Source organism: Xanthomonas sp. NCPPB 1325 (assembly GCF_041477645.2).
Classification (GTDB): domain Bacteria; phylum Pseudomonadota; class Gammaproteobacteria; order Xanthomonadales; family Xanthomonadaceae; genus Xanthomonas; species Xanthomonas cannabis.
Genome location: NZ_CM192985.1, coordinates 2026325 through 2051113, shown reverse-complemented (window position 1 = coordinate 2051113; position 24789 = coordinate 2026325). Strand labels below are relative to the sequence as shown.

20 protein-coding genes and 1 pseudogene are annotated in these 24789 nt (G+C 67.5%); 5 read left to right on the top strand and 16 right to left on the bottom strand.

All coding sequences use genetic code 11. The features are described 5' to 3' along the window. Positions 1 to 113: 113 nt before the first annotated feature. Positions 114 to 1454, top strand: a complete 1341-nt coding sequence (locus ACCQ10_RS08655; protein WP_184374157.1) for a hemolysin family protein — start codon at positions 114 to 116, stop codon at positions 1452 to 1454. Beyond that, positions 1438 to 2109 carry an exopolysaccharide biosynthesis protein gene (locus ACCQ10_RS08650; protein ID WP_166743137.1) on the top strand — a complete coding sequence of 224 codons (672 nt, stop codon included), beginning with the start codon at positions 1438 to 1440 and terminating at the stop codon, positions 2107 to 2109. Before ACCQ10_RS08655 ends, ACCQ10_RS08650 begins: the two co-directional genes overlap by 17 nt. Positions 2110 to 2478: 369 nt before the next feature. On the opposite strand, the gene ACCQ10_RS08645 is transcribed toward ACCQ10_RS08650, so the two are convergent. Beyond that, the gene (locus tag ACCQ10_RS08645; RefSeq protein ID WP_372362793.1) at positions 2479 to 2979 is read right to left on the bottom strand and encodes a pyridoxamine 5'-phosphate oxidase family protein; all 501 of its coding nucleotides are present in this window, start codon (positions 2977 to 2979) and stop codon (positions 2479 to 2481) included. Positions 2980 to 3039: 60 nt separating this feature from the next. Continuing rightward, positions 3040 to 4041, bottom strand: a complete 1002-nt coding sequence (locus ACCQ10_RS08640; RefSeq protein ID WP_372362792.1) for an LLM class flavin-dependent oxidoreductase — start codon at positions 4039 to 4041, stop codon at positions 3040 to 3042. Positions 4042 to 4492: 451 nt separating this feature from the next. On the opposite strand from ACCQ10_RS08640, the gene ACCQ10_RS08635 reads away from it, so the two are divergent. Further along, positions 4493 to 5908: an MFS transporter gene (locus ACCQ10_RS08635; protein ID WP_372363085.1), complete on the top strand. Its 1416-nt coding sequence runs from the start codon at positions 4493 to 4495 to the stop codon at positions 5906 to 5908. Positions 5909 to 5933: 25 nt separating this feature from the next. Here the strand turns inward: ACCQ10_RS08635 and ACCQ10_RS08630 are convergent, their stop codons facing one another. Further along, the gene (locus tag ACCQ10_RS08630; RefSeq protein WP_372362791.1) at positions 5934 to 7658 is read right to left on the bottom strand and encodes an ATP-binding cassette domain-containing protein; all 1725 of its coding nucleotides are present in this window, start codon (positions 7656 to 7658) and stop codon (positions 5934 to 5936) included. A gap of 97 nt (positions 7659 to 7755) precedes the next feature. Continuing rightward, entirely contained in the window at positions 7756 to 8811 is a 1056-nt protein-coding gene (locus ACCQ10_RS08625) for a phosphoenolpyruvate carboxykinase (ATP) (protein ID WP_372362790.1), read from the bottom strand. A 156-nt stretch (positions 8812 to 8967) separates the two neighbouring features. Here ACCQ10_RS08625 and ACCQ10_RS08620 point away from each other — a divergent pair. Both ACCQ10_RS08620 and ACCQ10_RS08615 read left to right on the top strand, forming a co-directional pair. Then, positions 8968 to 10522: pseudogene (locus ACCQ10_RS08620) on the top strand (B12-binding domain-containing radical SAM protein). A gap of 149 nt (positions 10523 to 10671) precedes the next feature. Further along, positions 10672 to 11886 carry a nucleotidyltransferase family protein gene (locus ACCQ10_RS08615; protein ID WP_372362789.1) on the top strand — a complete coding sequence of 405 codons (1215 nt, stop codon included), beginning with the start codon at positions 10672 to 10674 and terminating at the stop codon, positions 11884 to 11886. 262 nt (positions 11887 to 12148) lie between these two features. On the opposite strand, the gene ACCQ10_RS08610 is transcribed toward ACCQ10_RS08615, so the two are convergent. The 12 genes from ACCQ10_RS08610 to ACCQ10_RS08555 form a co-directional block, all read right to left on the bottom strand. Next, on the bottom strand, positions 12149 to 13261 hold the full coding sequence (locus ACCQ10_RS08610; protein WP_372362788.1) for a glycosyltransferase family 4 protein: 1113 nt from the start codon (positions 13259 to 13261) through the stop codon (positions 12149 to 12151). Further along, positions 13258 to 14388, bottom strand: coding sequence for a glycosyltransferase family 4 protein (locus tag ACCQ10_RS08605; protein WP_372362787.1), 1131 nt, complete (start codon positions 14386 to 14388; stop codon positions 13258 to 13260). Before ACCQ10_RS08605 ends, ACCQ10_RS08610 begins: the two co-directional genes overlap by 4 nt. A 133-nt stretch (positions 14389 to 14521) precedes the next feature. Further along, positions 14522 to 15220 (bottom strand): class I SAM-dependent methyltransferase, encoded by a 699-nt coding sequence (locus tag ACCQ10_RS08600; protein ID WP_372362786.1) that lies wholly within the window; start codon positions 15218 to 15220, stop codon positions 14522 to 14524. Continuing rightward, positions 15217 to 16446, bottom strand: coding sequence for an amidohydrolase family protein (locus ACCQ10_RS08595; protein WP_372362785.1), 1230 nt, complete (start codon positions 16444 to 16446; stop codon positions 15217 to 15219). The genes ACCQ10_RS08600 and ACCQ10_RS08595 overlap by 4 nt, the downstream gene beginning before the upstream one ends. Positions 16447 to 16458: 12 nt before the next feature. Next, complete coding sequence (locus ACCQ10_RS08590) at positions 16459 to 17301, bottom strand: class I SAM-dependent methyltransferase (protein ID WP_372362784.1); 843 nt, start codon at positions 17299 to 17301, stop codon at positions 16459 to 16461. A gap of 278 nt (positions 17302 to 17579) precedes the next feature. Further along, positions 17580 to 18431 carry a Wzz/FepE/Etk N-terminal domain-containing protein gene (locus ACCQ10_RS08585; RefSeq protein ID WP_372362783.1) on the bottom strand — a complete coding sequence of 284 codons (852 nt, stop codon included), beginning with the start codon at positions 18429 to 18431 and terminating at the stop codon, positions 17580 to 17582. A gap of 43 nt (positions 18432 to 18474) precedes the next feature. Continuing rightward, the gene (locus ACCQ10_RS08580) at positions 18475 to 19608 is read right to left on the bottom strand and encodes a hypothetical protein (protein WP_372362782.1); all 1134 of its coding nucleotides are present in this window, start codon (positions 19606 to 19608) and stop codon (positions 18475 to 18477) included. Next, complete coding sequence (locus tag ACCQ10_RS08575; protein WP_372363084.1) at positions 19605 to 20546, bottom strand: glycosyltransferase; 942 nt, start codon at positions 20544 to 20546, stop codon at positions 19605 to 19607. Before ACCQ10_RS08575 ends, ACCQ10_RS08580 begins: the two co-directional genes overlap by 4 nt. Positions 20547 to 20554: 8 nt before the next feature. Then, positions 20555 to 21808, bottom strand: a complete 1254-nt coding sequence (locus ACCQ10_RS08570; RefSeq protein WP_372362781.1) for an O-antigen translocase — start codon at positions 21806 to 21808, stop codon at positions 20555 to 20557. Then, the gene (locus tag ACCQ10_RS08565; RefSeq protein WP_372362780.1) at positions 21805 to 22917 is read right to left on the bottom strand and encodes a DegT/DnrJ/EryC1/StrS family aminotransferase; all 1113 of its coding nucleotides are present in this window, start codon (positions 22915 to 22917) and stop codon (positions 21805 to 21807) included. Before ACCQ10_RS08565 ends, ACCQ10_RS08570 begins: the two co-directional genes overlap by 4 nt. Further along, positions 22917 to 23849, bottom strand: a complete 933-nt coding sequence (locus ACCQ10_RS08560; RefSeq protein ID WP_372362779.1) for a GNAT family N-acetyltransferase — start codon at positions 23847 to 23849, stop codon at positions 22917 to 22919. The genes ACCQ10_RS08565 and ACCQ10_RS08560 overlap by 1 nt, the downstream gene beginning before the upstream one ends. Continuing rightward, positions 23836 to 24789 carry a glycoside hydrolase family protein gene (locus tag ACCQ10_RS08555; protein ID WP_372362778.1) on the bottom strand — a complete coding sequence of 318 codons (954 nt, stop codon included), beginning with the start codon at positions 24787 to 24789 and terminating at the stop codon, positions 23836 to 23838. Before ACCQ10_RS08555 ends, ACCQ10_RS08560 begins: the two co-directional genes overlap by 14 nt.

The window sequence follows — 24789 nt, the reverse complement described above, 5'->3', positions numbered from 1 at the left end:
GGCGCACCCTATGGAAGACGACCCTATATTCCCCCGTTGCCGCCCCGCCCTTGCGCGCGCCGGCCAACTCCGTGCTTGCCCGCCCTCCCCTTCACTGACCGGGGAAGACGCCCGTGGTTGAGTTTCTGATTGTCATCGCCCTGATCCTGTTGAACGGCTTCTTCGCCATGTCGGAGATGTCGTTGATGACCTCGCGCAAGAGCCGCCTGAAGCAGATGGCCGGCTCCAGCAAGCGCGCCGCACGGGCGCTGGCCCTGGCCGAAAGCCCCGAGAACTTTCTGTCCACGGTCCAGATCGGCATCACCCTGATCGGCATCCTGACCGGTGTGTTCGGCGGCGAAGCCATCGGCGAGGCGATCAGCAGCTGGCTGCAGGGCGTGTTCCCGGCCTTGTCTGCCTCGTTCGAGCTGGTCGGCAAGCCGCGCCCCTACTCGGTGGTGATCGGCAGCACCCTGGCCGTGGCGCTGATCACCTTCCTGACGTTGATCTTTGGTGAGCTGGTGCCCAAACGGCTGGCGCTGCGCAACTCCGAGGATATCGCCGGGGTGGTCGCGGTGCCGATGACCTGGCTGGCCAGGATCGCCGCACCCGGCGTGTGGGTACTGGCGCGCTCGACCCGGCTGGTGCTGCGCATGCTGGGCATGGGCAAGGACGAATCGGCATCGGTGACCGAAGAAGAGATCCGCATGCTGGTGGCCGAAAGCCACGAGGCCGGCGTGATCGACGCGCACGAGCGCGACATGATGAATCGCGTGATGCGGCTGGGCGACCGTACCGCCGACAGTTTGATGACCCCGCGCAACCGCATCGCCTGGCTGGACGCCAACGCCGAGCCGGAACGGAACTTTGCGGTGATGCGCGAGCATGAATTCTCGCGTTACCCCGTGTATCGCGGCAGCGACCAGGACATTGCCGGGGTGCTGGAAGTCAAATCGCTGGTTACGCGCATGGGCGGGCACGGCGAGAACCTGTTCCAGGCGCTGCGCGAGACCTTGTTCGTGTCCGAATCCACGCACGCGATGAAGCTGCTGGAGATCTTTCGCGAAGAACAGCAGTCGATGGCCCTGGTGGTCGACGAATATGGCGAGATCCGCGGCCTGGTGACCATCAGCGACCTGATGGGTGCGGTGGTCGGCCGTCTGCAGGCGGTGGAAAATACCGACGAAGATGCGCTGGTGGTGACGCGCGCGGATGGTTCGCTGCTGATCGACGGCTCGCTGCCGGTGGAAGAGCTGCGCGAGGTGCTGGGTGCCGAACTGCCGGATGCCGACGAAGGCGACTACCACACGCTGGCCGGGCTCTGCATCTATTACTTCGGCCGGATTCCGCAGGCCGGCGAATTCTTCGACTGGGCGGGCTGGCGGATCGAGATCGTGGATCTGGACGGCGCGCGCGTGGACAAGTTGTTGCTGAGCCGCGTCGGCGACGAGGGCAGCGATGACATCGTCGGATAACGGCGCGCCGCCTTCGGAGGACGCCGGCAGCGAACAGATGCGTTACCGCAACGAAGGCATCCGCAGCCTACTGGCGGCCTTCAGCGACGGCGACCCGGAGCACGTGCTGCGTGTGCGCGAGATCCTGGCCGATCTGCAGCAGAGCGCATTCGGCGTGTTCCTGTTCCTGGCGATCCTGCCATCCTTCATTCCCATTCCCGGCGTGGCCGGCGGCATCAGCGGCCCGCTGACGGTATTGATCGGCCTGCAGATGATGTGTTGCCTGCGCAAGCCCTGGGTGCCGGGGTTCATCGGCGACCGTGGCCCGAAGCGGCGCACCAGCCAGCGCTTCGTGGCGAAGCTGGCGCCGACCCTGCAGCGGCTGGACCGTCTGCTCAGGCCACGCCTGCATGGTGTGCTGGACCGCATGCCGGCGCAGGTGTTCACCGGGGCGCTGCTGGTACTGGTTGGCGTCCTGCTGACGCTGCCGATCCCGTTCACCAACTATCTGTTCGGGCTGATTCTGCTGCTGTTTGCGCTGGCCCTGCTGGAGCGCGATGGCGCCCTGATGCTGGCGGGCTGGGCGGCGGCATTGATCTCGATTGCCGTGTTTGGCGTGACCTCGGATCAGTTGGTGGACCTGATTCGCGGCTGGTGGCCGGTGGCCTGGCGTTGAGGCTGCGGTCACCGGCGGGCATTGGTGTGCCTCGCTGATGTAGTTTGGCTGCGCGTGTGTCGGTGGTGGAGCGTGCGGTGTGCTGGCCCGCGGAGGTTTGGCGACGGTGCTGGCTGAGCTGGCTTGGTGAAAACTGTCTGGACAGTTCTCCGCAGCGCCGATCTGTTTCCGGGGCGCTGAGGTGATGCGAGCGACCTTACCCTCACCCCAACCCCTCTCCCGCAGGAGAGGGGCTTACGCGCGTTGCGCGCGGTGTTGCGCTACACGCGCGCCGGGGCCTGCACGACCCTTCGCTCTTGCTTGGAAGGGCTGATGTCTCTTACTTGGCAAAAGGGCTGCTCGTCGTCGCTACACCAGGTCAGGTCTTGCTTACTTCAGATCGACCACGCGGTTGTCCGAAAGGCTGGCGGTGTCGTCGGTCACGGCGGTCATGACGAAGTACAAGGCCTTGCCGAGCAGGCCGCTCGGGCCGTCCCAATATTCGGCCGATTCGGCGCGCACATGGATCAGACGCAGGTTGGGGTCGTCCTTGCCACCGGGGAAAAACACCTTCATTGCCGGCGACCACAATGCATCGATCTTGGCGCGGTCGTGGACGACACGCGCGGTTCCGGCGACCGACACATAGGTATTCCTGGATGCCGATGCGTAGGCCACGTTGACGCGCGAGTCGGCGGCGATCTCGGCCACCTTCGGGCTGTCGGCTGCGGTGGCAAACCACAGGTCGCCATCGAATTCCACTTCCTGCGTGCCCAGCGGACGGCTGACCAGCTTTCCGTCCGCCGACACGGTGGTGAACATCGCGATGTCCACGCCGCGAATCAATTCCGCCAATTGCTTAATGCTGTCGCTGCGATCCTGAAATTGCATGCCTGCCTTCCTGATGGAGATGCACGCATCTGAGCGGATCGCCGCGCAAAGCGACGTGAATCACGCAGTGGTCACGTCCAGCTCGCGGCAGGCAGCGGCCGCGAGTTCGAACGAGCGCAGACGTGCGCTGTGGTCGTAGATGTTGGCAGTGAACAACAACTCATCGGGCGCATGCCGATCGATGAAGGCCGCCACGCCGTGCGCCACCTGCTCCGCATCGCCCAGCACCGTGCATGCGAGCGCGCGCTCCACGCCGGCGCGCTCGTGCGGCTGCCAGAAGGCGTCGATGTCATCGATCGGCGGCGGAATCTTGCCGGGCTTGCCGCGTCGCAGATTGACGAAACTCTGCTGCTGGGTGGTGAACAGTCGCCGCGCCTGCGCCTCGGTGTCGGCCGCCACCACGTTCAGCGCAAGCATCGCGTGCGGCTTGGCCAGCTGTGCGGACGGGCGGAATTCGCGGCGGTAGATCGCCACCGCTTCGTCCATCGCGTCGGGCGCGAAGTGCGAGGCAAATGCGAACGACAAGCCCATCGCCGCCGCCAGCCGCGCACTGAACAGGCTGGACCCCAGCAGCCACACCGGCACGTCCAGGCCGGCACCGGGAACCGCCCGCACCAGCTGTCCCGGCACGGCGGGCGCGAAGTAACGCAACAACTCCGCCACATCCTGCGGGAACTGGTCGGCGCTATCGAAATAACGGCGCAAGGCGCGCGCGGTGGGCTGGTCGGTGCCGGGCGCGCGGCCCAGCCCCAGGTCGATGCGCTGCGGATACAGCGAGGCCAGCGTGCCGAATTGCTCGGCCACCTGCAGCGGGGCGTGGTTGGGCAACATGATGCCGCCGGCACCGACACGAATGGTCTTGGTGCCCCCGGCCACATGACCGATCAGCACGGCGGTGGCCGCGCTGGCGATCCCGGGCATGTTGTGATGCTCGGCCAGCCAGTAACGCTGGTAGCCCCAGCGCTCGGCGTGTTGCGCCAGATCGAGCATGTTGGCGAAGGCGTGGGTGGTGTCGCTGCCTTCGCAGACGGGCGCCAGGTCGAGCACGGAAATGGGCGTCATCGGACGGCTCCGGGAAGAATGATGTGCAGGAAATGGGGCTGCCCGGAGGGGATTGCCAGCGGTTTCATGGGCGCTGAGGGGATTACAGCATTCCAGCAGTCGGACAACGGGTGGGGTTATGGGACCGAGTAGTGGCAAGCATGCACTGGGGGCTGCAATGAAGCGGAGTGCTCCGTGGCCTGCCCGACTCTCGGCACAGGGGCCCTCACCCAACCCTTCTCCGGCGGGAGGGGCTATTCCTTCTCCCTCCGGGAGAAGGTGGCGCGTAGAGCCGGATCAGGGTAAGGGCGAAGCCTGGTGGACCTTGGGTGCACGCTTGTCGTGCTGTCCGCTGGTGTTCGTATGCTCAGCGCCATCTTGCTTGCAGGCGAACGCCTTGACTGCGCCGCGAAGCGTGGCCGCTGTGGGATCTGGGCACTGCCTATGATGGCGCCGCTCCGTCTACGACTGGCTGCACATGTCTCCGATTGCCGCGCCTGCCCTTGTACCGCCCTCGCCTTCTGCGCAGATCGCAGCGAGGATCGATCGCTTGCCGGCCAGCGCCACGCTGTGGCGGCTGGTTGGCCTGCTGGCGCTGGGCGGCTTCTTCGAGCTGTACGACCTGTTCCAGACCGCCTACATCAGCCCCGGGCTGATCGCCGACGGCATCTTTGCCAGCGGTGCCGACGGCGCGTTCGGCATGTCCGATCAGGCCGCGTTCGCGGCGGCGACCTTCCTGGGCCTGTTTGTCGGTGCTGCGCTGCTGAGCCCGTTTACCGATCGCTTCGGGCGCCGCCCGGTATTCACCTTTGCGCTGGTCTGGTATACCGCCGCGACCGTGGCGATGGGGCTGCAAGGCACCGCCACCGGCGTGATCGTGCTGCGCCTTCTGGTTGGCATCGGGCTGGGCATCGAGCTGGTCACCATCGATACCTACCTGTCAGAACTGGTGCCGCGGCACATGCGCAGCGCGGCGTTCGCATTCGCGTTCTTCGTGCAGTTTCTGGCGGTACCCGCCGTCGCCCTGGCCGCCTGGCTGCTGGTGCCGCACGCGCCGCTGGGCGTCAGCGGCTGGCGCTGGGTAGTGCTGCTGAGCGGCGTGTTTGCGTTGGCGATCTGGTGGTTGCGCAGCCGCCTGCCGGAATCGGCGCGCTGGCTGGCCGCGCAGGGCCGCCACGCCGAAGCGGACGCAGTGCTGGCGCAACTGGAAGCCCGCTGCATGCGCGATCTCGGCGCGCCGTTGCCGGCACCGCAGGCGGCCGCCGCACGGCCGACCGGCCAGACAGAGGTCTTGCGGTTGTGGCGCGCGCCGTATCGCGGCCGCATCGGCATGCTGGTGGTGTTCCATGTCTTTCAAGCCATCGGCTTCTTCGGCTTCGGCAACTGGCTGCCGGCGCTGATTGCCGCCCAGGGCAACGGGGTGAGCAGGAGCCTGGGATATTCGTTTGCGATCTCGCTGGCCTACCCGCTGGCGCCGCTGCTGTTGCTGCGCGTTGCGCAGCGCTGGGAAAACAAGTGGCAGATCACCGCATCGGCGCTGGGCGCGGTGGTGTTCGGGGTGGCGTTCTCGCTGCAGCAGCAGACCATCGGCATGGTGTTGTGCGGCGCCATGATCGCGTTCTGCAATGCCTGGATGAGTTTTGCCTATCACGGGTACCAGGCCGAGCTGTTCCCCACCACATTGCGCGCGCGTGCGGTGGGCTTCTGCTATTCGTTCAGTCGCCTGTCCACCGCGTTCAGCAGCGTATTGATCGGCTGGTTGCTGAGCCGCGTCGGCAGCCACGGCGTGCTGGGCTTCATCGTGATCAGCATGTCGATCGTGGCGAGCGTGATCGCCGTATTCGGCCCGCGCACGCGCAATCGTGCGTTGGAAGACATCGCCGGCTAGCGGGTGCGCGGTGGCGCTGCGCGCATCATGCGCCGCGCGTGGTGGCGAGCGCCGCCCTGCCCCGCGCCTGCGCGTCAGGCGCGGCGCCCAAGGCCACCGTGCGGTCGGCCACCGCGGCCAGGCTGGTGCGATGCGAGACCACGACCAGCGCAGTCTGCGGCAGACGCTGCCGCAGCATGCACAGCACCTGGTGCTCGGCATCTGCATCCAGCGCGCTGGTGGCTTCATCCAGCACCGCCAGGGCGGGCTGGCGCAGCAACACCTGCGCCAATAACAACCGCTGTACCTCGCCCCCGGACAGACGGCTGGGTTGCCCGTGGATGACGGTCTCAAGCCCCTGCCCCTCGCGCTGCAGGCGTGCGCGCAAACCGACGTCGCTCAGCGCGTCCCACATGCGCTCCTCCGGCACACCCGGCAGCGCCCAGTCCAGGCAATCGCGCACGCTGCGCTGCCACGGCCGCACGCCCTGCCCGAGGTAGGCGCCATGCCGGACCAGCTGCCGGTAGGCGGCAAAATCCAGCCGACGCCCGCCCATGTGTGCATCGAACAGCTGCGGTGACGTCTGCCCGGACAGCACATCCATCAGGCTGCTCTTGCCGATGCCGGACGGGCCTACGACCAGGGTCATTTCACCCGGCACCAGCACCAACGCAGCGATCTCCAGCCGGGCCAGCGGCGGCGCCAGCGCAATGCGCTCGATCTGCAGTGCGGCGGGCAGCGAACAGGCGGCGACGGCAGCAGCCGGGGCACGGGCGGCGCCCAGATCCACATGGCGCTGCCACAGTTGCAGGGCCGGCCAGGCAGAGCGCAGTTGCTGCACGCTTTGCCGCGTGGTGACCAGATAAGGCAGCAGCCGCCCCAGCAGCAGGCTGACCGTGATCAGCGCAGCACGCTCGCCGCCTCGCCACAGATTGGCCAGCACCAGAATGCCGGCGATGGCGGCCACTGCCGTGAGTTCGAGCACCAGTCGGCTGCTGGCCACCAGTGCCTGCTGTTGTGCATAGCCCTGGCCCAGGCGCGCGGAGATGCGCTCGTAATGCCCGGTTTCCACGTCCTCGCGCTGGAACGAACGCACGTGGCGCAGACGCCGCGGAAAGTCCTCGCTCAACCAGAACAACTGCGTCATGTCGGCCACGTAGTCGCGGCTGATGCGCGCCTGCGCCGCGCTGCTGGAAAGGCGCAGGCCCAGCCACGCCAGCAATGCCAGCAGCGGCGTGGCAAGCAGCAACGATGGTGCGATCAACACCGCAATGCACAGGCTCACGGCGGCCGTAATGCCGGCCACCAGCAACTGCAGCACGGCACTGAAGCCCTGCGTTGCGATCTCGATGTTATAGGTCAGCACATTGGCGATTTCGGCGGAGCTGGTACCCGCCAGCGCGGGCAGCGGCGCATCAATCAGGGCGGTATGCACACGTCGGCGCAGGCCCAGCGCATAGCGGCTGGTCAACCGCGCCGCCAGCCGGGCGCCCTGCCAGCGCAACGCGGCGAACACCAGGCTCACCAGCACAAACAGGCCGGCCTGCACCGGCAAACCACCCGGCACGGTGAGCCGATAGCCGGCCAGCTGCACGCCGTGACCGGGCTGGACCAGCGGAACCAGACACACCGCCACGATGCTGCCGACGCAGGCAGCCGCCAGCGACAGCGCCACGTACATCATCATCGATGGCACATCTGCCGGCACCAGCGTGTCGGCGAAGCGGCGCAGCACGGCCACCACGTCATGGCGAGCGATGGCCTTATGCATCAGCAGCGCGCAATGCAGTGCTGCGCCGCGTCCACAGCACTGCGACATGCCGGGGCGGGCGGCGCGCAGTCTGCGCACGGCCATTGCGGCGGTGGGTTCATCGCAACACCTGCAGCACCGCCTCCAGCGAGGCCTGCGGCTGCGCGCCACGACGCAGGGTCGACATGCCGATACGCTGCACCTGAGCGACAAACCGTTGCCACCCTGGCTGCCCGGCCGCATACGGCTGGTCGCGCGCCAGGCACTCGGCGATCTGTGCGGTGGGCACCGGAACCAGGCCCGGCGCGGACGTGCCGGACGATAGCGGGGAGAGCATCACCACCGCACACAGCTGCAAGGGCGTGGGCGCCAGCGTGGCCTGGCCATGACGGATATCCACTTCGAACTTCTCCACGCCGCTGCGACGGACAATGGTGGGTGAGGCACTGATCCAGGCGCGCGTGCGCGCATCGACCAGCGCAAGCGCCTCGGGCCGCAGATGCAGAAAGTTGGCCACGCCGGTGGTCAGCAGGCTGTCCGGGGCGACGAACACGCCGTCTTCGGCAACGAACTCCAGCCCATGCAGCAGGCAATGCAGGGCGAGCGTGGATTTCCCCGCGCCGCTGGCGCCCAACAACAGCACGCTGCGCCCACGACGGCCGACGCAGGCCCCATGCAACGGCACCAGCCCCATGCCACGCGCGGCCAGCAGGAACACGGCGAACTCGATCAGCTCGTAACGCACGTGATAGGCGTGCACCAGCATGTCCTCGGAGACCACCAGCATCGCGCGGCGCTCGGGCACCGAGAGCATCAGATAGTTGCAGGCATCCATGACCCCGCACACCAGCCCGCCGACGGCGTGCGTGCGCACCGGCGGCGGCACGGCAACACTGCCGTGCGATACGCGCGGCAGCAGATCCAGGCTGATGTGGAACTGCGGTGCACCGGGCAGGTGATGCGCCGGCAACCCGGCATACGCGGCATCGACCAGCGCCAGCAGCGCATGACTGTCGCTGCTGAAGTGGAACAGCGCACCGAGAATCTGCCGCTGCACGCTGAAACGACGCGGCCGCTGCTCGCCAAACGGATCGGCGGCCAGCACGCCCGGCGTGGCCAGGGCTGTGTGCTCGCCCGGCGGCATGTGTTGCGCCAATGCAGCCGACTGCGGCATGCCTGTCCATCCATTGCATCGATCAGCCGGTGGGTGCCGATTCGCTAGACAAAGGTTGCATCGACACGGGTGATGCATCGCCGCGCCGCCGTCCCGCCGCTGGCAGCGCGACAGCGCAACCAAAGACGCCTGCATGCGCACCTACTGCCGAGCCGAATGCCGGTGTCTGCGCACGCCGCCGCTGCGCGCCACCTGGCGACAGAACGAGAGCCTTGTGCAGATGCTAAAGATCCAGGTCAGTCATTCGTATTTCCTGCGTTACGACCCCAAGCAATGGGAGCGCGGCAAACCGTACCCGCCCTTGGCGACGCTGCAGATTGCCGCGCTGCTGCGCGGCCGTGGCCATGCGTTGCGCCTGTTCGATGCCATGCTGGCCGACGATGTCGAGGAGTACGCCAGTGCGCTGCAGGACGCGCAACCGCAGCTGGTGGTGTTCTACGAGGACAACTTCAACTTTCTCACCAAGATGTGCCTGAGCCGGATGCGCGAGGCGGCCTGCCGCATGATCGGGCAGGCGCATGCAGCCGGCTGCCGCGTGCTGGTGGCGGGCTCCGATGCGTCCGACAACCCGGATGTCTTTCTGGCTGCCGGCGCGCACGCAGTGCTGATTGGCGAAGGCATCGCGCCACTGATCGAACTGATCGAACGCCTCGAGGCCGACCCGCAGATCGCCACGAGCGAGTGGCTGGCCGGCGTTGCGCGCATCGCCACCCGCGATCCTGCCGTGGTGCGCGCGCATCCGGGTGCCCAGCCGCCGGACGCGCGCCTGAGTGGCCTGCCCGCCTGGGACCTGGTCGACATGCCGCGCTATCGGCAGTTCTGGCAGCAGCGTCATGGCTATTTCAGCCTGAACATGGCGGCCTCGCGCGGTTGCCCGTTCCGGTGCAACTGGTGCGCCAAACCGATCTGGGGCAACCATTACAAACGCCGCGGCGCCGAGGACGTGGCCGCCGAGATGATCCATCTCAAACGCAGCTTCCAGCCCGACCATCTGTGGATGGCCGACGATATTTTCGGCTTCCACATCGACTGGGTGGAAACCTTTGCGCAACGCCTGACCGAGGCCGATGGCACCATCCCGTTCACCATCCAGACCCGCGCCGACCTGGCCAGCGAACGCATGGCTGCGGCACTGGCGCGGGCCGGATGCGCGGAAGCCTGGATCGGCGCAGAAAGTGGCAGCCAACGCGTGCTGGACCGGATGACCAAGGGCACGCAGGTCGCCGAGGTGATCGCGGCGCGCCAACGCCTGGGAGCACAGGGCATCCGCGTGGGATTTTTCATCCAGTTGGGATATCTGGGCGAAGACCTCGACGACATCCTGGCCACGCGTGCGCTGGTGACGCAGGCCAACCCCGACATCATCGGCGTCAGCGTGTCTTATCCCCTGCCCGGTACCAAGTTCTACGAAGAGGTCAAAAACCAGCTGGGCGGCAAGACGCATTGGCAGGACAGCGACGATCTGGCGATGATGTTCCATGGTGCGTACGACTCGGAGTTCTATCGCAGCGTGCGCGACCTGCTGCACACCCAGGTCGATCTGCAACAGGCACGCGCCGGCATGGCCGCCGACGCATTTGCACGCGCGGCCGAGGCGCTGGAAGCACGTTGGTCTGCGCTGATCGCCGTTGAACATCGCCACCGGACCGAACCGCTTGCCACGCTGGCCGCACGACAACCACGGGCGTTGGCCACCGTGCTGGTGGGCTGAGCACATCCGTGGCGCGAGTTCGCTGTGCACGCCATGTAGCCACCTTCATCGCGGCACCCTGCGAGCCGCTTGACCGCACCACCCCCGCGACGCGTTTCAGACAACGACGCGTCGCGACACCTCCCTTCGACCTTCCGGATCACGCCCGCATGCAGCCTTCGCTCCGTACCATCAAACACGGCTTGCACACCGCCACCGAGCAGCTGGCGCACGAGCTGGCACAGCCGGGCGACAGCGCGCCGCAGTGGGACCGGCTGCAGTGGCAACTGGCGGCGGCCGCGGCGGCGGCACATGGCGTCTCCCCGCTGCTGCAGCGCCGCTCGTTGTGGCAGGACGCGCAATGGACGGCCTTCCTCACCGAGCAACGCCGCCATGTCGAAGACCGCCACCGGCGCATTGCCGTGCTGCTGGCCCGTATCGACAGCGCCGCCCGCAGTGCCGGCATTGCCCTGGTGGGATTGAAGGGCACCGCCTTGCACCGGTTGGGGGTGTACCTGCCCGGCGATCGCCCGATGGCCGATATCGATCTACTGGTGGAGCCGGACGCTGCACCCGCGGTTGCAGCGGTGCTGTGCGAGCTGGGCTACACCGCCTCGTTCGAACAGTGGAAGCACCAGGTGTTCAAACCCATCCGCGGCAATGCGGTGGCCGGACTGGGCGAGCATCGCGACGCTCCGATCAACATCGAGCTGCATACGCGTATCCAGGAGCGCCTGCCGGTGCGCGGCGTGGACATCACCGCACGCATCTGGCCGGAGCATGCGCAGCCGGGCCTGAACCCGTATCCGTCGACTGGCGCGCTGATGAGCCACCTTCTCCTGCATGCCGCTGGCGGCATCTGCCATCGCAGCATCCGCTTGATGCATCTGCACGATCTTGCGTTGCTGGCCACCCGCATGGGGCCGCGCGATTGGCAGGAACTGTGGGAAGACCCGGCGGTGTCGCCCTGGTGGGCATTGCCGCCGTTGTTGTTGTTGCAACGTTACTACCGCACGGTGGTGCCGCCTGCGGTGATGGCCCGCCTGCATGCGGAATGCCCGCGACTGCTGCGCAGGCGCGCCGCGCGACAGACCCTGACCACCGCGTCGTGCTCCAACCTGTGGTTGTCCGCACTGCCGGGGATCGAATGGTCCGGCTCCTTGCGCGAAGCGCGGCAGTATCTGCGCGAGCGCGTGGTGCCCTCGGCCGAGAGCCGCAAGGAGCGCGCGGACATGCTGCAGACCCAGCTGTGGCTGCAGGACCAGCCATGGGTGCGCCAGACCCAGGCACGCCGCCTGATGACGCGACTGACCCGGCCGGTGCCCCGCACCGACATGCTGTATGTGGTGCGTGCGGCGCTGGAGGGCTATCTGCAGCCGGCGTAGCAGCAAAGCGATTGCGTGTGTGCCATGCCACGCGACGTCTGCGCGGCGTCTGCTGCGGCCGAAGGTGCGGCTCAGCGGCGCGGCGTTGTACGCGCCGGTCGGGCCGTTACCGCCGCGTGCCGGCTGCCACGCGCTGCGCCACGGCCGCATCGGGCGCGATCGCCCGTCGGCCAGGTGCACGGCGCACTCCGCAGCTGCGCCACGGGTTGGGCACGCCCCAACGCCGACCGTCGTTCCGCGCTACGGCGCTGCACCCGACCCGTCAAGACAACGGTCGTGCGTCGCATACCTGCCGATAGAGCTGCTCGAACAGGCGGGTGGTGAACGCGGCATCTTCGCGCACTGCGCGGCACTGCGCCGCCCAGGCCAGGCGCAGGCGCAATTGGTCATCGCCGAGCACCTGCCGGACTGCCTCGGCCATTCCGGCCCAATCGCCGGGCGGCACCGCCAGTGCCGAAACCGGCGCCCATTCGACCAGATGGCCGACCGCCGTGCCGACCGTCGGCACACCGGCCACGGCCGCTTCCAGCAGCACCATGGGCCCGGCTTCGTGCAACGAGGACAGCAGCAGCAGATCGGCCGCCAGCATGATCGGGCGCAGCTCGCGCTGGGTCTTGAAACCCAGAAAGCGCACCTGATCCTGCAGGCCCAACGCCTGCACCAGGCGCTGCATGGCGCCATCCAGGGTGTCTACACCGACCATGTCCAGGGTAAAGGCGACCCCGGCGCGCTTGAGCGCGGCCATCGCCTGCAGCAGGGTGCGCTGGTCCTTGACCGGGTTGAGGCTGGCCACGTGCAGCAGGCGCGCCACCGCACCCTGGCGGACACGCGGTGGCGCCACCGGCCAGGCACGCAGATCCACGCCCAGCGGCACGCGTGTGGCAGCGATGCCCAGTGCCTGCAGCGAGGCGATGATGGGTTCGCTGGCCGCAGTGACCCGATCGGCCAGCCGCAGGATCACCGCCTCGCGCAGGCGGCCGCGCCATTTGCGGCGGCCGCCGTAGCCGATGGCGTGCAGCGCCACCAGCTCGCCACCGGCGATGTGCACCGCGCTGGGACGCCGCAACAGGCGCGCCGCCGCGACCGCGATGAGACTGCAGTAGCCGGAAAAAACCGCCTGGATCACATCGAACGGGGCGCGACGATGCTCCGCCACGATGGCTGCGACCGCACGCAGGCGCGTGCGCCGCGCGCCGATGTTGTGCACCGTGGCACCGCGCAGCATCCAGGTGCCCGGCAAGGGCTCCTGGTGCAGCACGAATACATGCACCTGGTGATTGCGCGCCAGCCAGTCGATCAGGGTCAGGAACACCGGGATCACACGCACCTCACCGCTGCGGTCCACCCCACCGGGCACCACCAGCGCCAGTTTCATGTCGCGCTCCCGCGCAGAGGTTTGAGCAGGCTGGCGTACGCCTGGGCCCAGCGCTGCCCGACTGCGGCAAACGACAGCCGCGCATCGAAATGCGCCCGCACCTGCGCACGGGCGGGCCGCTGCCGCGACACGCGCAACAACAGCTCCGACAGCGCACTGGCATCGCCCACCGGCCACAGTTCGCCCATGCTGCCGGCATCGCTGAGCGCGCGGAATGCGGGAATGTCGGTCAGCAACGGCAGCGTTCCACAGGCGTAGGCCTCCAGCGCGGCGTAGCCGCAGCTCTCCGCATGGCTGGCCGAGACGAACAGGTCGCTGGCCCGCAGCAAGTCCTGCACCTGCGCATGATCGACCTTGCCCAACAACCGCACGCAGCGCGCCAGCCGCGGGTCCTCGCGCAGGCGCTGGCGGACCTGGTTCATCAACGGCGCCTGATCGAAGACGCAATACAGCCGCAAGCCGGGCAGCATGCGCGCGGCCATGGCCACCGCGTCGAGCACGCATAACGGGTCCTTGGCAGCGCTCAAATGGCCGACCCAGAGCACGCAGGGGTCGCCCTGCAGCCGGGTCTGTTCGCGTGCCAGCAGGCGATCGCCGGGAGTAAAGCGGCTGCTGGATTCGGGAATGGCAACCAGCTGCGTCTGCGGGCGAAACAGGCGCGCGCGCACGAAGGGCTGCGCCAGCTGCAGCGAGGTGAACGCAATCCCGGCAGCGGCGCTGTAGCGCGCGCGCCACAGCAGCCTGCTCCACCAACGCGGCGGACGATTGGCGTGGTCCTGCAGCAGCAGTGGCACATGCGGCAGCCGGCGCGCCAGCCGCCGTGCATCGCCGGCAAATTCCAGCCCGTGCACGTGGATTACGTCGGCGTCGATCTCGCGTAGCAGCGCGCATAGCGTGCGCGCCCGTGCGGCGCTGCCCCGCGGGCCAAGTGGCGCGAAGCGATAGTCGATGCCGCCCTGGACGATGTGCCGATCCAGCGCCGAGGCCTGGATCACCGTGACCCGCACGCCGGCACTGGCGACGGCCTCGGCAATGTCGGCCAGCGACGGCCATTGCGCGAACACCTGCGCCGCGCTCAGACCGTGCGGGGTAGGAACCAGATTGAGCTGGGCCACGTGCAGGCTCATGACGCGCAGATCGCCCGTGTCGAATGATGCGTGCGGCCGCAACCCGCAGCCGCGCAAGACGCGAGGTGGGCGCAGTGCAGCCTGGTCTGGCCACTCAGCGTGCGGCCGCACACGGCCACTGCAACCGCACCGGTCACGCGACGCGACGCAGGCGCAGCACCAGCGCCACCGGTACCTGCAACGCGGTGCGGTCGAAGTTTGCGCCGGCAGGAATGTCGGCCGGGTCCAGCATCGGCTCGGCCACCGCTTCGATCGCAAAGCCCAACGCGGCGCAGGCCGCATGCCAGTGACTGTACAGATGCTGGGTGTGGCGCACGGCGTAGTGCCGGCCATCGGCCTTGAAATCACGACGCCACCCCAGTGCATGGCCGATCGGATGCACGTCACTGCACATCACCAGGCCATCGGGACGGGTCACCCGATGCAGTTCTTCCAGCGCCGGCCACAGGCGCTGCAGGTGGCCCACCACCAGGCCGCAGACACTGAGGTCGGCCACCGCATCGGCCAGCGGCAACTGGTCCAGGCTGCCCTGCTGCAGGCTGACGCGCGCGGGCGGCCACTGCTGTGCCAGTTCGGTACCGGCGCGCTGCAACATCTGCGGCGACAGGTCGACACCGGTCACATGCCGTGCGCTGCGGCGCAATGCATGCTGCATGTAACGGCCACTGCCACAGCCGGCGTCCAGCACGTGCTGGCCCTGCAGGCTGGCCGGCATCAGGCCCAGCATGGCGCGTTCTTCGGCCAGCATCACCGGGTTATGCGCATGCGGCGGATACGCCTGTGCCCACAGCGCGTATGCGGCAGCGGGTTCGAGCACCGGAACGGCATTCACGACGCCACTCCCATCGCGCTCACTGTGCCCGTTGCCCTGGTGCTCGCAGGTGCGGGCGGCTGCACACTGTGCAGACCAGGCTCCAGCGCCAGCACGGCGGGATCGGCAAGCGCCGCATCCAGCAACTTAGGCCGGCCATCCAGCACCACCGGCACGGCCGGAACACCGGCTGCCGCGAACCACGGCGCAAAATCCGGGTCTGCAATGCGCGGCTTGCCGTTGCGGATCACCGCACGCAGCTCGCTGCGTTGACAACCGATGACGCTGTCGGCGGGCTCGCCGCCGCAGTCGCGCACGATCACCAGATCCGCAGCGGCGCCCGGCGCGATGCGCCCGCGCCTTGGCATGCGCAGGATGCGCGCGGACCGGTCTGTGACCAGGCCCAGCAGCAGGTCGGGCGCCAGCCCGCTGTCGGCGGCGATGCGCAGTTCTTCGAGCAGATCGCGCGCGCCGCTGACGCGCGAGTCGCTGCCCAGCGCCAGCCGCCCGGCCATGCACAGCCGCCAGGGGTCGAGCGTGCGACCCAGCAACGCCAGATTGCTCGACGGGCACCACACCACCGCCGCACCGCGCGCGATCACCCGTTCGATCGCCTGCTCGCCCAGGCCCACGCCGTGGATCAACACCGTGTTGGCAGCCAGGCAACCGAGGCGGTCCAGGTCGTCCAGCTCCGCCCGTGCCACCGCATCGGTGCCTTCTGCCAGGTGGATCATCCACGGATGCGTGGAGGGCGTGGCGGCGAAACTGGCCTGCACCGGCGGGCCGTAGCCGGTCCAGCCGAGTGCGTAACTCCAGCCGAATTCGTTGAGCACGCCGACCGGGAAATCCGCCTCATCCAGGGTGGCGTGCCAGGGGTCGTGCTGGGCCACGCAGGTGACGCCGGCCAGCAGGTTCTTCAGCCCGCCGTGGCGCAGCCGCACCGCCTTGGGCACGCGCAGCGCCGCAGCGACGGCCGGATGCTGGAAATGCGCCTGAAATGCTTCGATCCAGGCGTAGCTGTTGGGGAAAGGCGCACGCTGCGGCAGCGGCGGCACGCAGTTCACCTGCAGATGCTCGTGCGCATTGACCAGCCCCGGCGCCAGCACATGGCCGGACAGATCCAGGCGCAGGGTCGCGGTGCCCACGGTGCCGCCGAAGCGGCCTGCGCGCAGGTTCAGCGCCGCGCGCGACGGGCCGGCCAGCGTGATCGAGCGCGCACCCTGCAGACAGACGTCGGCCATGGACATCGGCGTCTCCACTCAGCGCTTGCGCATCACGATGAGGAAGTGATCGCCCATGTCGCGCAGCAGCGGCAGGCCGCCGAACCGGTCGTCCAGCCGCCCCAGTCGCTCGGCCAGGCGCGGGTGCCGCTGGCAGACATCCACCAGATAGGGCGGTGGCAGAAACAAGCTCAGCGCACGATAGCGCTCCAGTACGAAGTGTGGTTCGAACGCGCGATAGAACTCGCGCGGCAGGTGGTACCAGGTCCAGATGGTGTGCCCGTTCATGCCTACCGCCGTGGCGCCCGTTGCCGCACGCACCGCCGCGCGCCTGAAGCGCCCACGCAAGGCGTAATGGCCGATTTCCCACGGGCAGATCCGCCCGATCACCGAAAACACCAGGCAGCCATCGGCCCGCAACAGACGTGCGCACTGGGCGGCTACCGCCGGCAGGTCCGGTGCGCAGTTGAGCGGGCCGAAGTTGGAGTACATACCATCGAAGGTGCCCTGCAACTGATCCAGCTGCTGGATGCCGACATGCGCGGCCGCCAGGCGTTCTTCCAGGCCCTGGGTGGCCGCACGCTGGCGGGTGCGCTCGACCATGGCCGGCGACCAGTCGGTGGCCAGCACGCGATAGCCGCGCCGGGCGAACTCGCCGGCATCCAGACCGGTACCGCAGCCCAGGTCCACCAGCCGCGCGCCTTGCGGCAACTCGGCAGCGACCGTGTCCCACAAGGTGGTGCGCATGCGCTGGATCAGCGCATTGTTGCCGCGCGGGCCGTCATAGTCGGGGGCGACGCTGTCGAATGCACGCTGCGTTTCCAGCAACTGTTCCGGCGCGACCGTGCCGCCGCGCGCAGCATGCTCATTGACCAACGACATGCATCGCCTCCCACACCTGTCCTGCTGATTCCACGGCACTCTCCGGACGCAGTGCCGCCAGCGCGGCATCGCTTGATAGACCCGTGAGTGCGTCCGGCTGCCGGTTTGGTTGCAGTCGCACCGCCTGCCAACCACGCGCCGGGCCGGGGCAACGCCCGCGTGCCGTGATCAAGGACCGAACGAGGATGCGCTTACGCGCGCGGCGCACAAGACCTGGAGCTGGCAATGCTGCGATCGGTCTGCGCTGCGACGCGTTGCGGAGCGTGGATGCCCAACACTCAGCCGGCCGCGGTGACGCCTGCCATGCGGTGGCGACGCCACGCATTGCGCAGCACCGCCGCCACCGTGCCCAGCCCGGCACCGCCCAGCAGGGCGACTGCCCAGACCATCACTGCATTCGGGAACGCCCGCTGTTCTGGCACGTACAGCGGCCACGCCAGCGAGGTCTGGTAGGTATACCGTGCGGTCAGCCGCGCGATCAGATCGTCGCGCTCGGCCTTGATCGCGCGGATGGCAGTGGTGTTCTCGGTCAACAGCACCCCGGCCAGCACCTGCGCAGGTGTCGCACCGGACCCGCCCTGCCCCGCGTGCAGCTGCTGCTGCAGCTGCTGGCGGGTGAGCGTGGCAACACGCAGGTCTTCGCTCAGCCCCTGCAGGCGGGTACGTGCCAGCGCGAGCGCGGCGGTGTTGGTGTCGCCATGCAAGGTCTGCAGGACGGTCACGGTCGCCATGGCCAGGGTGCGCGCCTGCTGCACCGATTCGGCACGGACGGTGATGCCGATCAGGTTGGCGTACGGGTCCGGGTCCGGCTTGAGGCTGCGGCGGTACACCTGCGCGGCGCGGCTCTTGAGCGGCACGCCGGCCTGGCGCAGCACCGCATCCTGAAACAGCCGCGTCTTCATGCGGTCGATCACCCGCTGGAACGGCTCCACCTTGGGGTCGCGGCCCGCCGGGGTCGGGCCGATCTCGCCCACCTGGATCCATGCAGTGGCTTCCCATTGCGGTGTAGCCACGCGCAGGAAAACGAAAGCCAGGCCAAGCACCAGCACCAACGCAGCCAGCGCCCAGCGCCATTCGCGCCGGAGGATGCGCCACAGGTCGATCAGATAGATTTCGTCGTGTTGATTCATGGTGCGCAGGCTCTGAAACGTGAGAGAGGACGTGGCGGTGTACTTACACGGCAGACGGGCGTGGGGCATGGCGGTTGGGCAGCAGCACGGTGCAGGCATGCAACACCAGGCACAGCGCAATGAAGCCGAAGTTGGTCCAGGTAAACGCCTGTGGTGCAAAGGGCGACATCACGCAGGCATAGGCGATGCGCAGGAAGATCAGCACATGGAAGATCGACAACGACCGGTTGAGCCGGCGCACGCTCCACACCAGGCCCGCATACAGCGCCAGCAACGCCAGCAAGGCACCGGGGGCGCCCCAAGCCATCAAAAACGGGAAGAACTCGGTGCCCACGTTGATGTTGGGCGCGTCCAGCGGAATGCCGGTGCCGGCAGTGGCAATCGAGCCGCTGAAGGGCACCAGCTGGTTGATCAGGAAGCTGGCGTTGACGTAGCCCTTGGCGAGCATCGCGCCGAAGTTGTAGGGCCCGGCGCTGATGTACAGCAGCAGCCACTGCAGCCCCTGCGGCATGGCGCGGTAGAACGCACTGAACGGCAGCGCCACGGTGGCCAGCGAGCCGGACCGCAAGGCGCCAAGCACCGAGAACACGCCGCCGCCCGCCAGCAGCAACAGGCCGATGGTCTTCCACGGCAAGCGGCGTGCCGCATCGCGGCACAGCAGCATCACCAGCACGAAGGAAAACAGCCCGGCAAAGATGCGGTTGCGATCGATCACCACGATCGGGAAGACAAACCCCAGCGTCACCATCGCCGCGCGCAGGCCGCGGTGGCGCACGCATAGCAGCGCGATCGGCGGCAGGATCCAGCACATATTGGAGATGTGCCGCACATGCGAGCGCGCCGGGCTCAAGGTTGCGTAAGACGCGGGATCGCTGAACAGCGGAATCGGAAACAGCACCACATCGGCGATGCAGAACACGGTGACTACCGCCGCCAGGGTCAGTGCCAGGAAAGCGTCGCGGGTGCCGGCGTAGCGGTAGCGGCGGAAGTGCTCGATATCGGGCAAGTGTGTCCGCAGGAGCGCATCGAGCGCACAGGTCGACGCCGCAGCGACTGCGAGCAACGCCACGCCCGCGCCGTAGCCATCGGGGAGCGTATAGGTGAGCCACGTCAATGCGCAGCTGAGCAACATCGGTAACGCCAGATAGCTTGCCGGTCGTCGCAACAGCCTCGTCATACCGGCTCCGTCGCGCGCGCCGCATGCCCCGGTCGCCAGCGTGCCTGCAGCGATAACCAGGCATAGGCCAGCAGATGGCCGGCCAGGGCAAGCGGCCGGCGTTGCAGGTAGGCCACCTTGGCGGCGATGTAGCGCGATTGCGCACGCAACAGCGTGCGGTCAGATTCTTCGTCGAACAGCTTCGCGCAGCGCAGCGCAACCTGCCGCGACTCGCTCAGATTGGCGATGCGCGCACGCACGTCGACGGTCTTGCTGAGATTGCTGCCATGCAGGCGGTAGGCGCACACCTGCATGTCGACAAATCCCAGCGCATCACGTGCAGCAAGGCGCAGAAAGAAGTCCCAGTCTTCGATGCGCAACGACTCGTCCCAGCCGCTGCGGGCATCGAAAGCACTGCGCCGCAACAGCGCCACTGCACCGCTGACCGCCCAGTGCCGGATCACCGCACGCCGGATCCCGGGCCCGGAGCGATACAGATCGACGTCCACACCGTGCAGGTCGCGCATGGCACTGTCGTGCAAGCGCTGCCCGTGCTGATCGACCACGCAGGCATCGCCGATCACTGCCAGCTTTTGTGGGTGCGCACGCAGGTAACGCACCTGTGCATCGAGACCGCCCGCCAGCAGGTAATCGTCGCTGGCACCCAGGCGCAGATAGTCGCCGTTGGCACGCAGGGCCAGCTCGTTGAGCGTGGCAGCCACACCCCGGTTCTCCCGCTGCACAAATTGCACCGGCAGCCGGTGCCCGTGCTGCGCGACCCACTCACCGATCTTCTCTGCGGTCGCATCGCTGGAGCCATCGTCAATGATGACGATCTCCTTGCACGGGTAAGGTTCTTCCAGCACGCTGTCCAGGCAACGCTGGACGAAGCGCGCGTGGTTGAATGCCGGGATCAGCACCGACACCAGCGGCCAGTGTGCACGCTCCGACAGGGGCATTCGTTCGCTCACGCCGGTTGCACCAGGTAGCGACGCACCACCACGATGTTGAACAGCAGGTACAGCACGTAGTTGGCGACGAACGCGTACATCGCACCGACCAGGCCGAAGTGCGCGGTGCACAGGTACACCAACCCCAGGTAACTGGCCGCAAATACGCATTCGGACAGCACGAACACGCGCGTCATCGCCTTGGCCAGCATCACATACGACAACACGAAGGCGGCAATCTTGACCACGTCGCCGAGCAGTTGAGGCGCGTACAACGCCCTGGCCGGGGAAAATCCTTGGTCGAACAGCACCCAGGTCACCCAGTCGCGGCAGATATAGACGCCCAGGGCCATGCCGATCACCGCAGGCATCACGTAGCGGTACGCGGCGCGCAGCTCGCGCCCCAGCGCGGCACGCTCGTGCAACGAGGCCAGCTTGGGCAGGTAATACACATTGATGGCGGTGGTGAAGAACAGCAGGTACGCATCCGACACCCGGCTCACGGCCTGCCAGTAGCCGACCTGCTGCCAGCCAAACTGCGCGACCAGATGGTCACGCACCAGCATGACCACCATTTGCGGCACCAGCGTGGAGGTCAGCGTCATCACCGAAAACGCGGCCAGACGGCGCGCCATCGGCGCATCGAAGCGCATGCGCAGCATCTCGCGTCGAAAGTAGGGGCTGGCCCGCAAGGCCGGCACGCCGGCCAGCAGCCACAGCACCTGTCCCAGCACCAGCGCCAGTAGCGCGCCCTGCAACTGGGCCCGGCTGGACCACCACGCCACCAAGGCCACACTCAATACCGCACCGCTCACCTGCACCACGGCCAGGCGGCGCACGTCCATGAAACCGTTGATCACGGCAAGAATGTAATTGACCACTGCAATGCCCAGCTGCGCGATCGCCAGCACGCAGATCAGCGGCCGGTAGCCGGCATCGCCCAGCAGACGTTCGGCGAGCGCCTGACTGAACAGCAGTGCCAGCACGGCCAGCACGCAGGAGGCGCAAAACGCATACCACAGCGCCGTGCCCAGCAGGCGTGCCTGGGCCTGCGGGTCGCCGCGATATTCGGCCACATACTTGACGATCCCGGCGCTGATGCCGCCACCGGCCAGCACCGCCAGCACCGACATCAGATTGAGGAACTGCCCGAGCCGGCCCACCCCTTGCGGCCCGGCATGGATGGCCACCAGCTTGACCACCACCAGTGCAGCGAGCAGCTTGGCCAACGTCGCAACGCCGGTGTAGGCGCCGCTGCGCAGCAGATTCATGTGCGGGCGCCGAAGGATTGGCATGCGTCAATCACCCGCTGCACCGACGCGGCGTCCAGCGTCGGGCTCATCGGCAGACTGAGCACCTCCGCATGCAGGCGCTCGCTGACCGGCAGGCAGGCATCGCCCAGCGTGGCGTAGGCCGGCTGCCGATGCGGCGGCACCGGGTAATGAATCTGGGTGTGGATGCCATGGCGCAGCAGATGCGCCTGCAACGCATCGCGCTGCGGGCTACGCACCACGAACAGATGCCAGACATGCTGCTCGTCGCTGACCACGGCCGGCAGCGTGATGGAGGGGTTGTCGATCCCCTGCAGATAGCGCTGCGCCACCTCGCGCCGCAGCGCGATCTCTTCGTCCAGATAGCCAAGCTTGACCCGCAGCAAGGCGGCCTGCAGCTCATCCAGGCGCGAGTTCACGCCCTGATACAGATGGTGATACTTCACCTCCGAGCCGTAGTTGCGCAGCGCGCGAATGCGCTCGGCCAGATGGGTATCGGCGGTGACCACCGCGCCGCCGTCGCCCAGCGCACCAAGATTCTTGGTCGGAAAGAAACTGAAAGCGGCGGCATCGCCGAAGGCACCGGCACGCCGGCCGTGCGCCATCGCACCGTGCGCCTGCGCCGCATCTTCGATCAACAGCAGCCCGTAGCGGTGCGCCAGCGTCTGCAACGCCGCCATATCGGCCAGCTGACCGTACAGGTGCACTGCCATGATGGCGCGGGTGCGTGGCCCGATCGCCTTTTCCACACTGGCCGGATCCATGTTGAAGGTGGCCGGATCCGGCTCCACTGGCACCAGCACCAGATGGTTCTGGCTGATCGCCAGAAAGGTGGCAATGAAGGTGTTGGCAGGCACGATGATCTCATCACCCTCGCGCAGCGCGCCCAGCTCCCGATAGCCACGCAGGATTAACGACAGCGCATCCAGGCCATTGCCCACGCCCACGGCATGGGCGACGCCACAGTAGCTGGCAAACTCTTCTTCGAACCCGGCCAGCTCCTGGCCCAGCACGTACCAGCCGGCATCGATCACCCGCGCGGCGGCGGCCTTGAGTTCGTCCGCATACCGCGCATTGACCGCGCGCAAATCCAGGAAAGGCACATCCATTACAAGGTCCATCGATAGACATCCTGTACCACGGCCCGCGCGCCGAAGCGCTCCTTTTGTTCGACCAGCCCCTCGTTGAGCACCAGCCCCCCCTGCTCGGTGGAAATGCCGAAGCTGAAGTAATCGCGCGCCGCATACACCTGCGTGATCAGCTCGGCCAGCAACAGGCTCAGCGCATCCAGCTGGCGCCCGCGCTCGGAAACCGCCAGGTACTGGGTGTGCACGCTGCGCCCGAAGTCGTAGACCAGTGCCGCTGCCAGCAACCGCCCCTCGGCACGCGCTTCATGCAGCACGATGTGATGCGGGAAGCGCCCCTGCAGCAGCTGCAACTCCTCCAGGCGATGCGTGGGCGCCACGGCATGGCGCCGCAACACATCGCTGAGCAGCGCATGAAACTCTTCCAGCCCGGTGCCGGTCTGGATCTGCACACCGGCCTTGCGCGCCTTGGCGATCGACCGCCGCCGCTCGGCACTGAAGGCAAAAGGCTGACGCAATGCAATCACTGACGACAGGTCGCGCCGAGACAGCTGCGCGCCTACACGATGCAGCGCGTAGAGGTCTTCTTCGGCCGGGTACGCATGAAAGACATGTGGCACCGGCTTGTAGACGATCTCACGCACACCTGTTGCCCGGTAATGCGCTGCGATCAGCTCGAACACCTGCAAGCTCGCGCCTGCGCGCAAGGCCGTCGAGACGAGCAGACCGGCATAGGTAAGACCGGCGTGGCTGCTGACGCAGTCGCCGTGCACACTGGCCGGAAACACCGCCACCACCTCGCCGCCACGTTCCACCAGCAGCGACGCGTCCACGAATCGGTCTGCGTGATAGTCCATGTAGCCGCGCCGATGCAACAGATTGCCATTGCGCGAGCAGGTGACAAGCGCGTCCCATCTGGCTGCATCGCTGGTGGTATAGGGCCTAACCGAATACATGGCAGCCCTGCAGCTCCACCGGCAACGCAGCGTCGGCCAGGCCGAAGCCGGCCTGCCCCATCGCATTGCCGTTGTAGAACATCAACACACGCTCGCCGTGCTGGATCAGTGCCGGATAACACAGCGTCTGCGCATCCCAGCCGGTCTCGGACAGTCGCAGCCCAAGCTGGCGGTCGTCCCGCTCCCAGTGCACGCCGTCGTGGCTGAAGGCGATGCCCGGGAAGTAACCACCCGCGGTATCGCCGCGGGTGAAGTACATCAGATAGCGTCCGCCAAGGCGGTAGACGCGCGGACGTCCGATTCGGTATTCCGTGCCCTGCGGGCGCAGGCACACACTATCGTCAAGGGGAATGCAGCTCAACGCATCGGTCTCGGCATAGCGGATGTGATATCGCGGATACGGCTGGCCGCCGATATATTCCCAGTCATCGCCAACCGCGTACCACAGCCGCCAGCGTCCATCTTCATAGCGTGCCGAATGCACCGCTGCGATGATGCTGCGGCCGGGCGCACGGTCCAGCAGCGGCGTGTCCTGGTGGCGCTGAAACGTCTCGCCGCCATCGTGTGAGACAGCCAGGCCGGTGAACGCCAGGAACTTGGCCTTGGCCACGCGCTGAAAGCCGACATAGAACATGTACAGGCCATCCGGCCCGTCCACCACGTCGCCCAGGATCATGCCGTTGTCGTCGAAGCGGCCGTCGCGCCCGATGTCCAGCACCGGCCTGGCGCTCACGCCAACGATCTGCGTCGGCGCATCGGCACGCACATCCACGTAGCCGATCCGGCTCACTCCCTGCGTGTCGCGAAAGCCGGCATACACGCGCAGCACCTGCGCGGACAGCCGGTACGGGGTGGGCGTCAACGCCGCATGCTGCATCCAGCCGCCCACGCCATCACGTGCGACGTCGAACACCAGGCCTCGCTTGGTCCAGGCGAACAT

Coding starts and splice junctions, on each gene's coding strand:
- ACCQ10_RS08650 (WP_166743137.1), top strand. CDS start 1,438: ATGACATCGTCGGATAACGGCGCGCCGCCTTCGGAGGACGCCGGCAGC.
- ACCQ10_RS08645 (WP_372362793.1), bottom strand. CDS start 2,979: ATGCAATTTCAGGATCGCAGCGACAGCATTAAGCAATTGGCGGAATTG.
- ACCQ10_RS08640 (WP_372362792.1), bottom strand. CDS start 4,041: ATGACGCCCATTTCCGTGCTCGACCTGGCGCCCGTCTGCGAAGGCAGC.
- ACCQ10_RS08630 (WP_372362791.1), bottom strand. CDS start 7,658: ATGCATAAGGCCATCGCTCGCCATGACGTGGTGGCCGTGCTGCGCCGC.
- ACCQ10_RS08625 (WP_372362790.1), bottom strand. CDS start 8,811: ATGCCGCAGTCGGCTGCATTGGCGCAACACATGCCGCCGGGCGAGCAC.
- ACCQ10_RS08615 (WP_372362789.1), top strand. CDS start 10,672: ATGCAGCCTTCGCTCCGTACCATCAAACACGGCTTGCACACCGCCACC.
- ACCQ10_RS08610 (WP_372362788.1), bottom strand. CDS start 13,261: ATGAAACTGGCGCTGGTGGTGCCCGGTGGGGTGGACCGCAGCGGTGAG.
- ACCQ10_RS08605 (WP_372362787.1), bottom strand. CDS start 14,388: ATGAGCCTGCACGTGGCCCAGCTCAATCTGGTTCCTACCCCGCACGGT.
- ACCQ10_RS08595 (WP_372362785.1), bottom strand. CDS start 16,446: ATGTCCATGGCCGACGTCTGTCTGCAGGGTGCGCGCTCGATCACGCTG.
- ACCQ10_RS08590 (WP_372362784.1), bottom strand. CDS start 17,301: ATGTCGTTGGTCAATGAGCATGCTGCGCGCGGCGGCACGGTCGCGCCG.
- ACCQ10_RS08585 (WP_372362783.1), bottom strand. CDS start 18,431: ATGAATCAACACGACGAAATCTATCTGATCGACCTGTGGCGCATCCTC.
- ACCQ10_RS08580 (WP_372362782.1), bottom strand. CDS start 19,608: ATGACGAGGCTGTTGCGACGACCGGCAAGCTATCTGGCGTTACCGATG.
- ACCQ10_RS08575 (WP_372363084.1), bottom strand. CDS start 20,546: ATGCCCCTGTCGGAGCGTGCACACTGGCCGCTGGTGTCGGTGCTGATC.
- ACCQ10_RS08570 (WP_372362781.1), bottom strand. CDS start 21,808: ATGAATCTGCTGCGCAGCGGCGCCTACACCGGCGTTGCGACGTTGGCC.
- ACCQ10_RS08565 (WP_372362780.1), bottom strand. CDS start 22,917: ATGGATGTGCCTTTCCTGGATTTGCGCGCGGTCAATGCGCGGTATGCG.
- ACCQ10_RS08560 (WP_372362779.1), bottom strand. CDS start 23,849: ATGTATTCGGTTAGGCCCTATACCACCAGCGATGCAGCCAGATGGGAC.
- ACCQ10_RS08555 (WP_372362778.1), bottom strand. CDS start 24,789: ATGTTCGCCTGGACCAAGCGAGGCCTGGTGTTCGACGTCGCACGTGAT.